Origin of the sequence: Bacillus cereus group sp. N24, assembly GCF_016483345.1 — a bacterium.
GTDB classification, from domain to species: domain Bacteria; phylum Bacillota; class Bacilli; order Bacillales; family Bacillaceae_G; genus Bacillus_A; species Bacillus_A toyonensis.
The window spans coordinates 44,697-62,237 of record NZ_JAEHCA010000020.1 but is presented as its reverse complement, the minus strand read 5'-3'; the positions used below and the strand labels follow the sequence as shown (position 1 = coordinate 62,237).

Genomic DNA, 17,541 nt, shown 5'->3' with positions numbered 1-17,541 from the left:
TAATCCCATCCAGTCTATAAAATAAAGAACCGGTATGTACCGGTTCTTTATTTTATAGGGATCATCATACATGCCCAACATATGAAGATTTTAAGCCAACCACAACTCTTACATATAACTTTTCACAGTTATACGTAAGAGTTCGACTTATTTCTTTCATTTTGGAGAACGATTAATTCCTTAACTTAATGAATGTGTAGCGCTCTCCCCTGTATGTAATTTCAATTTTCTTCCTACACTATATACCCTCTTAATGATTAAAGTGTAGGATCAAAATCAAAATCAACATCCACTTCTAGTTTTCCTGAAGGTCCAAAAAACTCATAATGAATGCTTTCCTCTGGTACGTTCCATTGCTTCAAAGCACCATAAATTTCTTTCATAAATGAAATTGGTCCACAAAAATAAAAGCTAGCTTTATTTGTAGGGAAAATAGATTGAAGCCATTCTAAATTAATGTATCCTTCTTTATCGTAGTTTTTGTTTTCTTTATCCAATTCCGTAGGTTTTTCATAACATATTAAAAATTTGATATTAGTGTGCTGAGAAGATAAATTTTTTACATGCTCTCTAAAGGCATGATATTTGCTATTTATGGCTGCATGAATAAAATAAATTTCACGTTTAGACTTTGTATCGACTAATGTATTTACCATACTCATTAATGGAGTAATTCCGACTCCACCACTTATGAGTACTATAGGTAACTCACTATCATTAGTTAATGTGAAAACACCTGCAGGTGCACTTATTTGAATTACATCACCCTCTTGTATGTTATCATGCAGTTGATTTGAAACCATACCAGCTGGATTAGAATTCATTTTCTCCTCACGTTTAACGCTAATGCGATAATACTCTTTCCCCGGAGAATCTGATAAACTGTATTCTCGAATTTGGGTGTACTTCTCATTAGGCATTTCAATTTTCACACTTATGTATTGTCCAGGATTAAATTGTGCAATTTCTTTACCATCTTCAGGTTTTAAGTAGAATGATGTTATTACATTGCTTTCCTTTATTTTTCTATCAACAACAAAACTTCTAAAATCATTCCAGCCCCCGGGTTGTTCCTTAGCTTGCTTATAAAGATCTGTTTCAATATTAATAAAAGCGTCCGCGATAACTTGATATGCCTCTTTCCATGCGTTAAGAATCGCATCAGTTGCAGCATCACCTAACACATCTTTTATCGCTGTCAATAAATTTTCTCCTACAATTAGATAATGCTCGGTTTTAATTCCTAAACTTCTATGTTTGTGAGCGATGAGTTTGACTTCATTCAAAATTTCTCCTAGGTTTTCAATATGTACCGCAGCAGCATATACTGCATTTGCTAGTGCTGTTTGTTGTCTTCCTTTTCTTTGGTTTGCATGATTAAAGATATTAAGAAGTTCTGGATGACTTTCAAAAAGTAATTGATAAAAACGAGTTGTAATATCGGTTCCGTGCTTCTCCAAAATAGGTACTGTTGATTTAATAATTCTAATTTTTTCAGGACTTAGCATATTTTAATGGCCCTTCTAGATAAAATTTCATTTAATGAAACATTTTCTCCTTTATTCTAGGAATACATACATTATTAGCAGAAATAATTTTTTTGCGTAAGTAGCAAAAAGATAGTACCCATCACTATCGGGTTCAGCTCATACAGATTGTTTCTTTTTTTTTAGCGCAAAACAAACGCATTAAATTACCAATAAACCTATATCAACCATTTTGTTTATTAGAAAAGGCGCCCTCTATAATCTGAATATTTTTATCATTAACACCAACGATTTATAAGACTGATTAATACGGTATAAAATGGCTCTCATAATACAAGTGATTATACTAATAACGAATGTGGCACGTATATAATAATTTTGTAGAGTAATAGTTAATTATAAATTTTTCTGTAATGACATGAAATACAAATGAACCTATAAGTCCTAAACCAAATACATATGAAGTTGTTAACTAATATCCTATATTTCCGTTCACCTATGCATTAAAAATCAAATTGCAAACTAATTAACATACTTGCTAAGATAGTAAGACTTAGTCCCAGTATGATTTCTTTCTGCTCTTTTTTATTCATAAGTGTTGTTTTCGCAATTTCATTCATTCTATACTCCATCTTGGTTTCTCCTTTTGCAGCATCGATAACAAGTTGAAGTACTTATCGGCATCCGCAAGATGAGGTGGACATAGAAGAAATAGTTTCGTAGCACCTCTTAAAGTAAGCTTTAATGATGAGAATAGAGAATCAAATGCAGTTTTATAAATCAATGCTTGTTTCTCTTGAGTTTCCTTTGTTTTAATACTAACTGGTTTAAAAGTCGCCCTTATTACTATTAAACTCCTTCCAAAGATTAAGGAAGGAATTTATAGTTCAATTATACATGTTCCTTTTGATCGTTTATACGCATATCGTATTTTGACCAAAACTATATGCAAATGAGGTGAGAACATGCCCATTACGAATCGATTTTCTACCACTACTAACGGTGCACTTGCGATTACAGGAAACACACTCGGCTTAAGTAAAATTAGTAATCAAAACCGTGCTGGTACAATCGGGGCAATTGGTGCATTCGTAACTACGAATACCGCTTTACAAGTACCTACTTTTCCTGCTGGTACAACGTTAAACTATACACAAAATAGCTCTACCGCTATTTTAAATATACCTGCTGGTAGTACGATTCTTTACGCAGAACTCGTTTGGGGCGGAAACTATTTATCTCGTGATCAAAACATAACGAGTGTATTAGGAAATCCTGTTTCTTTTACAACACCTGTTTCAACATACTCGATTACTCCTTCAAATGTTACTGCTTCAAATCAAACATTCGTTTCTGGCACTGTCAGATTTGGATTCTATACACGGTCCGCAGATGTAACATCCCTCGTTCAAACTGGAGAATCCGGCTCTTATACAATTGGCTCTGTCCCTGGACTTGTTGATCCTTTAGATGCTTCTAACGGGGCTATCAATTCTTCTGGATGGACGCTCATTGTCGCTTATCAAAACGGTTCCTTACCTGCAAGAAACCTAACCATTTATGTAGCTGGTAACCGTGTTTCTGCTGATACTGGTAGTGCAGATGTAGCTGTTTCAGGATTTTTAACACCTGCAGGGGGACCTGTAAGCGGAAGGTTATTTTTAAGTTCTACTGAAGGAGATGCAGATTTAACCGGGGATCAAGCATTATTTGGACCGAATTTCAGTTCATTAAATGCTTTATCTGGGCCAAATAATGCTGTAAATAACTTCTTCGGTTCTCAAATTAATAATGCTGCAGGAAACTTAGATACAACTGGGACATTTGGAACGCGAAATCAAAGTGCTTCTACAGGCACAAACATCTCCGCTGGAAGACAGGGATGGGACATTACTTCCATTGATATTTCTCCTTATTTAACAAACTCACAAGTATCCGCCGCAATCCGTTTAACAACTAACGGAGACGCATATATGTTAAATACAGTAGGCTTACAAATTAATATAAACTCACCAAATATACAAGCAACGAAAAGCGTGAATAAAAGTGTTGCTGCAATTGGAGACGTTCTCGCTTATACAGTTACTATCCCTAACACCGGACTTCTTCCTGCCAATAACGTTATTTTTACAGACATTCTCCCTAACGGTACTTCCTTTATACCTGGCACTGTAACAGTAGACAATGTCCCGCAAACGAACGCAAATCCGGCTGCTGGTATATCCCTTGGAACAATTAATAACAATGCTTCTCGTACAGTAACTTTCCAAGCAACTGTCGTTTCCCTTCCAAATCAGAATCCGATTTCTAACACTGCGAATATTACATTTCAATATACACCAATTGCCGGTGGAACTACTTTTAACGGTCTTGCAACAAGCAACTCTGCAGGAACACAAATTAACCTCGCAGATATTAATGGTACAAAATCAGTTAATAAACCTTTTACCGATATTGGAGAAACATTAACATACAGTATTGCCTTAGCTAATATAGGAAATATCGCCGCAACGAACGTTATATATACGGATCCGATTCCTAGCGGGACTACTTTCATTCCAGGAAGTGTAACTATTAACGGGGTTACGCAAGCTAGCGCAAATCCCGCTAATGGCATAGCAATTGAATCTATTGCCGCAAATTCTACGACTACTGTTTCATTTCAAGTATTTGTTCCTTCTATTCCCCAAACCAATCCAATATTAAATAGTGGCACAACAACTTATCAATACATTCCTGTGCCAAATCAACCGGCAGTAAGCGAGACTGATACGACCAATATTGTCTCCACTCAAGTGAATAATGCTACTGTAACAATGACGAAAGCAGTAGACAAAAATTTTGCAGATATTGGTGACGCACTAACGTACACTGTTTCCTTTACAGGTACAGGTAATACGAATGCGAATAACGTTATTTTAACAGATGTCATTCCTACTGGAACAACTTTTGTTCTCAACAGTTTAACAATTGACGGTACGACACAAGTTGGAGCAAATCCCGCCACTGGTGTGAATATAGGATCTATTCCAACTGGCACAACAAAAAACGTTTCATTTCAAGTAGTAGTAAATACAATTCCAGCGTCGAATTTCGTATCTAATGGTTCAAGCGCTTCTTATCAATATACCGTCAATCCTAGCCAATCACCCGTTACAAAAAACATTTCTTCGAATCTCGTTTCCACTCAAATTAACAATGCGAATGTAACATTAACAAAATCAACAAATAAACAATTTGCCACAATTGGCGAAACGATAAGTTATACAATCCTCATTACAAACAGTGGAAATACAGCTGCAACTAACGTGCAACTAACAGATCCACTTCCAAATGGAACGATATTGACTCCTGGTACTGTAACATTAAACGGAGTTTTGCAAAATGTAGATTCTCTCGTTGCTTTACCTATCGGCACAATTCCTGGCGGAGCTACTTTTACTCTTTCTTTCCAAGTAACAGTCATCAATATTACCGCCCAAAATCCTATCATTAATAATGCTTTCGCTTCTTATCTATATACTGTAAATCCAAGTCTGCCACCAACTTCAAAAACAGCAAATTCTAATTCTGTTACATCAACAATTAGACTAGCAAATCTTCATGCTACTAAGTCTGTAGATAAAACATTTGCGGAAGTTGGAGATGTATTAACTTATACCTTTTCTCTTACAAACGATGGAAATGTTGCGGCGAACAATGTAGTACTATCCGATTCAATTGCAAATGGTACTGCCTTTGTACCGAACAGTGTCATAGTTAACGGCATTACTCAGCCAGGCATTACACCAACTAGCATTACTATTGGTAGTATTAATGCCGGTACTACAATCACAGCTTCATTCCAAGTATTAATAACTAGCATACCAAATCCAAATCCTATTTCAAATAGCGCTTCTATTGCCTATAACTTTATTGTGGATCCAAATGCTTCCCCTGTAAGTAAGAACACAACTTCAACCACTACATTTACTCAAGTGAATGACGCAAATGTCATTTCAGACAAAGCAGTGGATCGAGCGTTCGCTACCGTAGGGGATATATTAACTTATACCGTTACTTTGTCGAATGCAGGAAGTGTTTCCGCTGATGGTCCTACTTTCGTTGATACGAATCCAGACGGAACTACCTTTATTCCAAACACTTTCCTTATTAATGATGTGCTACAAAATAATGCAGATCCGAACATTGGTGTTCCGTTACCTTCCATTCCTGCTAACGGTGAAATTACTGTTTCTTATCAAGTAACTGTCACCTCTTTACCAACCCAAAACCCAACAATAAATTCATCTAGTACACAATATAGCTTTATTCTAAATCCAGGCGATCCGCCAATTATAGAAACATCTTTAAGTAATACTGTCAGTACACAAATTAACTTAGCAAACGTAATTATTTTCAAAGATGTAGATTTAACTATCGCCGATGTTGGGCAACCGATCACATATACAATTGCTTTAGCTAACCCTGGAAATACTACTGCGAATAATGTGGTTGTTACCGATATATTACCTCCTGACACAACTCTCGTACCAAATAGTATTTTTATAGGCGGTGCTTTACAACTAGGTGCGGATCCAAGTGCTGGTCTTCAAGTTGGTACGATTCCAGCAGGCGGCATTACAACAATTTTTTTCCAAATTAGTGCAAATATTTTACCTTCACCAAATCCAGTTCAAAACAGTGCTGCACTTCAATATAGCTTTATCGCAGATCCAAATTTACCTGCTGTTGTTAGAAATGCTACTAGCAATATTGTAGCTACACAAATTAATACTGCTAATATTGTAGCTACGAAACTAACAAGCACAAATTTTGCTGATGTTGGTGAAGTCATAACTTATGCTACGATTTTAACGAATAACGGCAATATCCCTGCCTCTAATGTAACGTTTACAGATATCATTCCAGCTGGTACCATCTTCCTTCCTAATACTGTAACGATTAACGGTGTCCCTATAGCTAATGCAAATCCTGCTAACGGCATTCTTATTGGTACGATAGGAGCAAATTCATCACGTACTGTTGCATTCCAAGTTTTTGTACCAACTATTCCTGCTTTAAATCCGATTACAAATCAATCAGGCACTACTTTCCAATACACGTACGACCCATCCAAACCAACTGTCATGCAGATGGTGGCATCTAACACTGTACAGACAACTATTAATAACGCCTCTATTACCGCTGCAAAATCTGCTGATAAACAGTTTGCGAACGTAAATGATATTATTACGTATACGACCACTTTAACGAATAACGGAAACACACTTGCATCAAATATAGTATTTACCGATGCTATTCCAAGCGGGACGTCTTTTATTCCAAATAGTGTAACAGTAAATGGTACTCCACTCTCTAATGCAAATCCAGCTAATGGCATAGCAATTGATCCAATAAACCCGAATACAAATACGATAATTTCGTTCCAAGTGCAAGTAAATTCCATCCCGAATCCGAATCCAATCCCAAATCAAAGTAACACAACGTACCAATATGTCGTAGACCCGAACTTACCTCCAGCATCCGCCAATACGCTAAGTAACGTAATAACAACTCAAATTAACAATGCTACTATCATCGCTACGAAGTCAGTAAATACGTCGACAGCTGCAATTGGTGATATCGTAACCTATACGATTGCAGTTACGAACACAGGAAATATCCCTGCTAGCGCCACTGTTTTAATTGATGGCCTTGGATCAGGCGCCTCCTTCATCCCAAATTCCGTTACGATAAATAACGTATCTCAACCTGGATTAGATCCTTCCTTAGGTATTCATTTAGACGATATTTCACCAGGAGGCACTACTTTTATTACATTCCAAGTGAAAATCCTCTCTATTCCCCCTAGTGGAACTTTAACAAATAACGCCCTTGTAAATTACGAATATGCAGTGAATCCAACTGAAACACCAGCTGTTGGTAGTACCGTTACAAACACGACAGTTACACCGATTATTGATGCTACCCTAGTAATAAATAAAAATGCTAGTACAACTTTCGCTACAATTGGTGATACGATTACATTTACTTCATCTGTTACAAACACAGGAAATACTACTGCGAACAACATTGTTTTTACAGATACAATTCCAAACGGTACTGCCTTTGTCCCAAATAGTTTTAAAATAAACGGTGTAACCGTCCCGAATGCAAATCCACAAAACGGTATCAATATTGGTAACTTGAATGCAAATGCATCGATTACACTCAGTTTTCAAGTAAACATTACAACGCTTCCAAACCCTAATCCAATTCCAAACCAATCATCTCTTCAATATAGCTTTATTGTAGATATAAATGAACCTCCTGTGTCTCGGACAATTCAATCCAATACCACTTTTACACAAGTAAATTCTGCTTCTGTTATTGCTTTAAAAACTGCAAGCAGTGCATTTGCTGCTGTTGGCGATACAATTACGTATACAACTACTCTCACTAATGGCGGAAATACTACCGCAAACACACCTGTTTTTATCGATATATTACCACCTGAACTTTCATTCGTTCCTGATAGCGTACAAATTAACTCCATCCCACAACTTGGATTTAGGCCAGATAGCGGGATTTCTTTAGACGCAATTCCAGTTGGAGGAACGATAATAATTAGCTTTCAAGCTATCGTTGGCTCAATACCAGCTACAAATCCAACATTGAACCAATCTAGCACAACTTATTCTATCATTGTTGATCCTACCCAGCCTCCGGTGACAGAAACAGCTACAAGTAATCCAACTTTAGTGCAAGTTAACGAAGCAATCATCCAAGCAACGAAAAGCGTGGATCGACTATATTCTGACATCGCACCTGGAAATTCATTTTTAACGTATACAGTTTTATTAGAAAATATCGGGAACACAACTGCTACGAATATCACTTTTACAGATTCGATTCCAAATAATACAGTATTTATAGAAGATAGCGTTCGAGTAGGCGGAGTTTTATTACCTGGAGTAAATCCAGCGAACGGGATACCAATTGGGGATATTATTGCAGGAGATTTTATAAACGTCACCTTCCGTGTGCAAGTAGTTAGCATTCCAAATCCAATTTTCACAATCGGACCTGGAGGTCCAAACTCACCGGTTGTAAATGGATCTTCCATTGATTATCAATTTATGACAGGACCTAATTTACCACTTGTTTCACGAAGTACGACATCTAATTCTGTTTCGACACAAATAAATTCTGGGGAAGTTGTGGCAATCAAATCTGTTGATAAAACTTTCGCTACGATTGGCGATACAATTTCTTATACAATTACATTAAGTAACCCTGGAAATGTCACTTCACAAAATATAATTTTCACAGATATTTTACCTGAAGGAACAACATTTATTTCCGGAACTTTAACAAATGATTCTGGTACACAGCAAATTGGAAATCCAGCTAACGGCATTCAGATTGAAAATATAAATCCAAGTGGAACGGCCGTTATTACTCTTAATGTACTTGTTACAAACATTCCAAGTATAAATCCAATTTCTAATTTTAGTTCCGCACAATTTGAACATGTAGTTGATCCTAGTCAACCTTCTGCATTACAAACAATTATATCAAATACAGTTTCAACAACCATTAATAGTGCAATATTAACTACAACAAAAAGTGTTGATAAATCTATTATTTCCGTCGGGGATACACTTACGTATACAACGACTATTACGAATATAGGAAATACACCCGCTACAAATATAACTTTTACAAGTGTCATTCCTCCTAGTACTACTTTTGTACCAGATTCGGTCACAATAAATGGCATACAACAGCTGGGTGCACAACCAACGCTTGGAGTAAACATACCAAATATCGCTCCTGGTGAAACCGTAACCGTTACTTTCCAAGTAAATGTTATTTCTGTTCCCCCTTCAAGCTCGATTATGGGTAACGATACGATTTTATATTCTTATACTGTTGATCCAAACGGAACTCCTGTTACAACTTCTACTTCAACGAATATTGTTACAAACCCTGTATTAGATGCTATGATTACGATGATTAAATCAGTCGATCAAACGCTTGTAACACTAGGTGATACCATTACCTATACGACAATTTTAACGAATAACGGTAATACAGATGCAACGAATATTACGTTCACTGATCTTATACCAGATGGTACAATGTTTATTACTGATAGCGTTACAATAGATGGTATCACACAAATTGGTCTTACTCCTAATACAGGTATAACGATTGGAGCAATTGCTCCAAACAGCTCAATATCAATAGCATTTCAAGTTACCGCTACTTCTAACCCTGTTCAAAATCCTATTGCCAATTCTTCCAGTGCTTCTTACACATTTATCGCTGATCCTAATGCCCCTATTGTTTCAAGGAATGTTACTTCAAACACAGTGTTTACTACGATTAATACAGCTACCATTCTTTCATTAAAACAAGTCGATAAATCCTTTAGTCGTATTGGGGACACACTCACTTATACTGCTGATTTAACAAATGACGGAAACTCATCCGCACAAAATGTTATATTCACTGATACCGTACCGAGCGGAACAGCATTTATTGTAGACACATTTTCTATTAATGGAATTCCTCAAAGTGGCGCAAATCCAGTGAACGGTGTAAATATCGGAACTATAACAGCTGGGACTACAGTAACAGTTTCGTTCCAAGTTACTGTAACGTCATTACCAACCGAAAACCCAGTTGTAAATTTCTCATCAACATCGTATCAATTAGTCTCACCGCCTGATGCAGAAATTTCAATTAGCAATCCTGTTTCAACTCAAATTAACGAAGCTATATTATCCATGACGAAAAACGAAAGTGTATCCTTTATAGACGTCGGGCAAACTGCTTTTTACACTACTTCTATTTCGAATATAGGAAATACAGATGCAGCCAACATTGTATTCACAGACGTATTACCGAGCGGACTCACATTTGTTCCTAACACATTAACTGTTGATAGTGTTTTACAACCTGACGCGAATCCAAATACCGGTGTATTACTTGCAACACTTCCGCCTAATGAAATATATAGTATCGTCTTTCAAGTTGTGGTGAACAACATTCCACCTATTAATCCAGCACCGAATACCGCATCCACGAATTATGAGTTTACTGTTGATCCAAATAGTCCTCCCGTTTCAAGTACAGCTAATTCTAACACGACACTTCTTCAAATAAACAATGCGACTATTATTAGTACAAAAACAGCAAACCTTACTTTTGCGGATGTTGGTAATACAATAACATTTACACTTAACCTCCCTAACACCGGGAATGCGGCTGCAACGGACGTAACTGTTATCGATATTCTTGACAGCAATTTAATTTTCGTTCCAAACAGTTTCACAGTTAATGGGCAAACCATTCCAAACGCTGATTTATCTACTGGTGTAAATATCGGTTCCATTAATGGTGGAAACACATCAATCGTCACATTCCAAGCCATCGTTTCAACCCTCCCAATCAACAATCCTATTTCTAATTCGGCTCTTACCACTTACCGTTATATTGTTGATCCAAATCAGCCGTTCATTTCAACTTCTAATCAATCTAATACAACGACAACACAAGTTAATAGTGCTATCCTTACTGCACAAAAAAATTCAAATGTGGAAACAGTAGATATTGGGCAAGATATTGTCTACTCCGTTACGATTACAAATAGCGGAAATGTTAGTGCGACGAATGTTATTTTTACCGACCTAATTCCAGACGGAACTTCCTTTGAACCGAATAGTTTTACACTTAACGGAACTACCATCCCAAATGCAGACCTAATTACAGGCGTTCCAATTGGTGATATTGGGCCAAACGAATCTGTCATTGTAACATTTCATATTAGTGCCGATGAAATTCCGCCTATAAATCCAATTACCAATCAAGCTAGTGTTAGTTTCCAACACATCGTCAATCCAGCTAATCCTCCTGTTTCAAAAAACATTACTTCAAATAGTGTTACAACAACAATTGAAAGTGCTATTTTAACTACTACTAAAATCGGAGATAAAGCTTTTGCAACGATTGGTGATACGATTACGTATACAACTACGATTACGAATACTGGAAATATTCCTGCTAATAACGTTATTTTCTCAGACCCGATACCATCGTGGACACAATTTGTTGCAGGATCAGTTATTGTTGATGGCACCCCATTAGCATCTGCTTCTATCATTGACGGTATTGGCATAAATACGATCATTCCAAATCAAACTGTAACAATCGTATTCCAAGTTCAAATTGTAAGCAACCCAACAACATTCACACCCGAACTCCAAAACTTAGGATTTGTAAACTTCCAATACAATGTAGGAAATGCATTACAAGCTCAGCCTGGCAATGTGGAAACGAACGTCTTCGTTACTTCTATTAATTCAGCAATACTTTCAGCTGTAAAAACTGCTAATACTGCCTTTGCGAATATCGGCGATACGATCACTTATACAGTTTTAATTCAAAATAGCGGTAATACAAACGCTACGAATGTAAATTTCTCAGATTCGATTCCAGTAGGAACGACTTTTGTTGAAAATAGTTTCACTGTCAATGGAAGTACTATTCCAGGTGCAAATCCAAATAATGGAGTGAATATCGGAACCGTTAACGCGGGTAGTTCCTTAACCGTTACTTTCCAAGTCATCGTTACATCTACTCCACCTTCGAACCCAATTACAAACGTTGCATCTATTCAATACGAATTTATAGTTAATCCGGCCTCTCCTCCTGTTACAGGTACAATAACTTCTAATAGTGCTTCCACACAAATTAATAACGCTACTGTTACAACTGTTTTAGAAGCAAATCGTACAATCGTATCTATTGGAGATATCATTACGTATACAGCAACATTAACGAATACTGGAAACTTCCCTGCAAATTCTGTATTACTCATTAATGGAGTTCCTGAAGGGGCATTATTTGTTCCAAATAGTGTCACGCTTAACGGGATTTCACTTCCAGATGCAAGTCCAACTCTCGGTATTCCAGTTGGTATTATCGCACCAGGTGATTCTGCTACTATTACGTTCCAATTTCTTGCAAGTTCTATTCCACCGCAAGGAACGATTATAAATCAAGCACTTACAAGTTACACTTATATTGTCGACCCAAGTCAACCTCCAGTTACAGCAACATCTTCATCTAATACGGTAAATACAGCTGTCGTTGATGCATCGCTATCTGTAATTAAAAATACAGATTCTCTCGTACAATCTACTGACGGTACAATCACTTACACTGTAGTCGTTCAAAATAACGGAAATACAACTGCAAATACAGTTACTTTAACAGATTTGGTCCCAGAAGGAACTGCATTTATTCCGAATAGCGTAACCATAAATGGCGTTTCAGCCCCAGGTGCTGATCCAAACATAGGAATCTCCTTAAACGCCATTGCACCTTCAGTAATCGTCACCGTCACATTCCAAGTTATCGTCCAATCCATTCCAAGCGTGAATCCAATTTCTAATATAGCCCGTATTGACTATACTTTTATCGCCGATCCAGCTGCTCCTATCATCGCGCGAACAATTACGTCTAATCCAGCTTTCACACAAATTTCAGATGCGAATATTCTTTCTTTAAAAGCTGTCAATGCACAACAAGCAACAACCGGTGACATTTTGACCTATACGATAACGCTAGAAAATACCGGAAATATTCCAGCTACTAATCTCATATTTTCAGATACGCTTCCAGAAGGGACTACATTCGTAGAAAATAGTTTTACACTTAACGGAACAGCTATACTTGGTGCAAATCCAAATGCAGGTGTTACTTTGCCTAACCTAGTAGCAAACGCTACTCACCTTATTTCGTTCCAAATTCTTATTAACGATTCATTCTCGCAACAATCGATTACAAATCAATCTAATACAACATATACAATTCAACCAGACCCAGGGCAACCGCCTATTACTGAAACATCTACAAGTAATATTGTCATTACAAATTTCGTGCAAGCACAATTGACAGTTACAAAAACGTCCAATCCAATCACTGTAGATATTGGCGGAACTATACTTTATATTTCTGAAGTGAAAAATACCGGAAATGTTGACGCAATAAATATTACTTTTACAGATGCTATTCCAGCTGGGACTACATTCGTTCCAGACAGTGTCACAATTAACGGTGTACTTCAGCCTGATGCAAATCCAGAAAACGGCATACCAATTGGAACGATTCCACCAAATAGTTCCAAAACGATACTATTTCAAGTACAAACAAATAATCCACCTACTGAAACCGAAATTGTAAATCAATCATCTGTAAATTACCAATATGTAAGTATTCCTACAGCTCCACCAGTGAATCGCTCTGCAAATTCTAATATTGTTACAACATCACTTCAAAATGCAAATATTATTTCTGTTAAACAGGCGGATGTTACTTTCGTATCCATCGGGCAAAATATTACCTACACAAATACACTACAAAATATAGGAACTGTTCCAGCTAACAATACGTTGTTCATTGACAACATTCCAGAAGGTACTATATTCATTGAAGATAGCTTATCAATAAATAATGTTATTCAGCCTGGTGTGAACCCTGAAAATGGAGTAACCCTCGGCACCATACAACCAAATGAAACAGTCACTATTTCATTCCAAGTACAACTTACAAATATACCAGAGGGCAACACAGTCATTAACATTTCAGACACTTCGTATGAATACCAAATTGACCCTAGTTCTCCGATTATTCAGCGTAGATCATTATCAAATGCAGTAAATACTGAAGTGCGGACTGCAAATGTGAGTGCAATTAAATCCGCTAACAGATCTATTACACGCATAGGTCAAATCATCACATATACAGTCGCAGTTACAAACGCTGGTACAGTACCTATTACAAACACTCTCCTAATTGACGCAATTGCTGCTGGCACCACATTCATTCCAAATAGCATTCTTGTAGATGGCGTACCAAGACCTAACGAAAATCCAATTACCGGTATCAATCTTGATATAATTCTTCCAAATAATACGATTATTGTTACGTTCCAAGTAAGCGTAGTTTCTATACCGCTACAAAATAACATTAATAATATCGCCGTCATTCACTATGAGTATCGACCAGACCCAAGCACACCACCAATTTCAGAAACGACCTCTTCCAATGCTACAAACATACAATTTATTGATGCTATTCTTATTGCTACAAAATCTGCTAATACTGTATTAGCTACTATTGATGAAACCATTGAATATACAGTATTCATTCAAAATAATGGATCGGCTACAACTAACTCCATCTTTTTTACAGATACGATAGAGGATGGAACAGTATTTATTCCAGGAAGTGTAATAGTTAATAATACTGTACTTCCTGCAGCAGATCCGAATATCGGCTTTTCCATTCCTAATGTCGCAGCAGGTCAAATGACTACAATAACATTCCAAGTTTCCGTTACGAATTTACCTACTGTAAATCCAACACCTAATACTGCAAACATCGTCTACGACTTTATTTTCAATCCTGACTTTGCACCAATTCAAAAATCTACTACTTCCAATACTACTTTCGTTCAAATTAATGATGCTGATATCGTTTCACTGAAAACGGTTAATCTGACCTCTGTAACAATTGGTGACATTTTAACTTATACAACAACTTTAACGAATACAGGGAATACGGGTGCCACTGCTGTTGTATTTACAGACAATATACCTGATGGAACAACCTTTATTGACGGTAGCGTTTTAGTAAATAACATTCCTCAGCTTAACGCCAACCCAAGTGCAGGTATACTTGTAGGAACGATTGCTCCTAACATTTCTATCCCAGTCACATTTTCTGTTACCGTCGTAGCTCTTCCTACTAGCGGCCATGTTCAAAATCAATCAACTTCTCGTTATACAATAAACGTGGAAGAACAAATATCGACTAGCAATATTACTTTCACTGAAGTTATTTCTGCTAATGTAATTGCGACAAAAACAACGCCTATCCAATATGCTGACTTACAAACTATCATCCCTTATACAATTTCCATCATAAATAACGGAAATATACAAGTCGAAAACATTATTGTTACAGATATCATCCCAGCAAATACGAGCTTTATAGAGAATAGTGTTATCGTGAACGGCAACGCTCGGCCAAATGACAACCCTCTTAACGGTATACAAATTGATAACATTCCGCCTAATACGACAGCAACCATTCTATTCCAAGTACGGGTTACTTCGATTCCACAAACAAATCCAATCTCTAACACGAGTACAATTGAATATGAATACACGGTACCAGATCGACCACCTATTACCGAAACTATTATTTCATCAGCTGCCGCAACAGAAATTAATCACGCAAATTTGAATAGTAATAAAGCTGTTGACCTTGCATTTGCAACGGTTGGTGATACGTTAACGTATACGATTACACTAAATCAAACCGGTAATGTTGCAGTAAATGATGTAATCATTCAAGATATTATTCCTCAAGGTACTACGTTTATAGAAAATAGCGTCATTGTAAACGGAGAAACTCTTCCAGGAGTGACTCCAGTAAGCGGCATACCAATTGGTACTATAACTATTGGTGAAGATGCTATCGTTTCATTCCAAGTAACTGTGACTTCTATTCCAACACCAAATGAACTAAACAACAACGCAATTACTACTTTTAACTATATAGTCAACCCAAATAACGTACCTGTTACAAATACGACTACAACAAACACCGTCACAACTACTGTCCAAAATGATAATGTCATTGCGATAAAAGCTGTTGATTTCACAAGTGCCTTACCCGGTCAAACTTTAACGTATACCATCACGATTACTAATAATGGTAATATCATTATCGAAGACCTTCTTTTAGTAGACACAGCACCAGCAGATACGACATTTGTTATTGGTAGTGTTACGATTAACGGAATCAATCAACCTAATGAGAATCCTGAAAGTGGTATTACGTTAGAAAATCTCGCACCTAATGACTCTGTTATTATTAGGTTCCAAGTAACAATATCTTCTTATACTCTTCAATCTACAATTAATAATGATGCTTCTGTTTCCTATACTTTTACCATTAATCCAGATGAACCGCCTATTACAATTACAAAGCAAACCAATACCGTTACAACAACACTAATTGAGCCAATGATTAGCATTAAAAAAACAGCTGATAAATCTATTGTCGTTATAGGAGATAGTATTACGTTCACGTTAGAGGTATTTAATGATTCTCCAATCCCTACAGTAAATACTTCCGTTATAGACAGCATTCCAGCCGGTACAACATTTATAGAAAACAGCGTAACGATTAATGGTACTCCCGTTCCAAATATTAGTCCAGACACCGGTATTAATATTGGTTCTTTATCTGCAGATACAGTAGCAACGATAACATTTCAAGTTCTCGTCACTTCTATCCCTTCAAACAGTACAATTATCAATTCCGCAACAGTTACAGCAGCATTCCAATTGACGCCACAGGATCCAATTATTACTTTCATTGTTAATTCAAATCTTGTTCGTATAACAGTGCAATTTGTAACTGCAACAGTCACGAAAAATGCTTCCGTCAGCTCAGCTTATTTAAATCAATATTTTGATTACACGGTACGTATTACAAATACTTCCGAAATTTCACTCTCAAATATTTCGTTACAAGATACCATTCCAGCAGGTTTACAATTTATAAACAGCACTGTCTTCATTAATGGGGAACGTTCTCCACTAGCGAATCCGAATATCGGTTTCCTAGTTGCCACTAATTTAGAGCCAAACGAAGCAATTATCGTGTTATTCACAGTACAAGTAATAAGTCCACCTGTTAATAATGAATTTAAAAATACGGCCAATATTTCGTTACAACTTCAAGTCTCGCCTACCGACCCACCAATTACAGTAACCGTTACAAGTAACGAAAACATAGTCACCTTTGTTCCAGAAAATCCAGATGAAACACTTCCAAATTTAAATTGCTTCTTTGACGGCGAACGCTTCATTCGCATTACTTCTCAAAATATAAGAAATTACTTTTGGGCTTGGATTTGGTGGCAGTAATTAAATAAAAAATAAAAAGCTTGTGATTTGGATAATATCCAAATTACAAGCTTTTT

The 17,541-nt window shown here is 36.7% G+C and carries 3 protein-coding genes; 1 reads left to right on the top strand and 2 read right to left on the bottom strand.

Going from position 1 to position 17,541, the window contains the following annotated elements; genetic code table 11:
* Positions 1–257 precede the first annotated feature (257 nt).
* Complete coding sequence (gene hmpA, locus JDS95_RS23215; RefSeq protein WP_000950655.1) at positions 258–1,508, bottom strand: NO-inducible flavohemoprotein; 1,251 nt, start codon at positions 1,506–1,508, stop codon at positions 258–260.
* A 482-nt stretch (positions 1,509–1,990) separates the two neighbouring features.
* Positions 1,991–2,119 carry a hypothetical protein gene (locus tag JDS95_RS31575; RefSeq protein WP_002046637.1) on the bottom strand — a complete coding sequence of 43 codons (129 nt, stop codon included), beginning with the start codon at positions 2,117–2,119 and terminating at the stop codon, positions 1,991–1,993.
* 333 nt (positions 2,120–2,452) lie between these two features.
* On the opposite strand from JDS95_RS31575, the gene JDS95_RS23210 reads away from it, so the two are divergent.
* On the top strand, positions 2,453–17,485 hold the full coding sequence (locus JDS95_RS23210; protein WP_098016217.1) for a beta strand repeat-containing protein: 15,033 nt from the start codon (positions 2,453–2,455) through the stop codon (positions 17,483–17,485).
* The last annotated feature ends 56 nt before the right edge of the window (positions 17,486–17,541 follow it).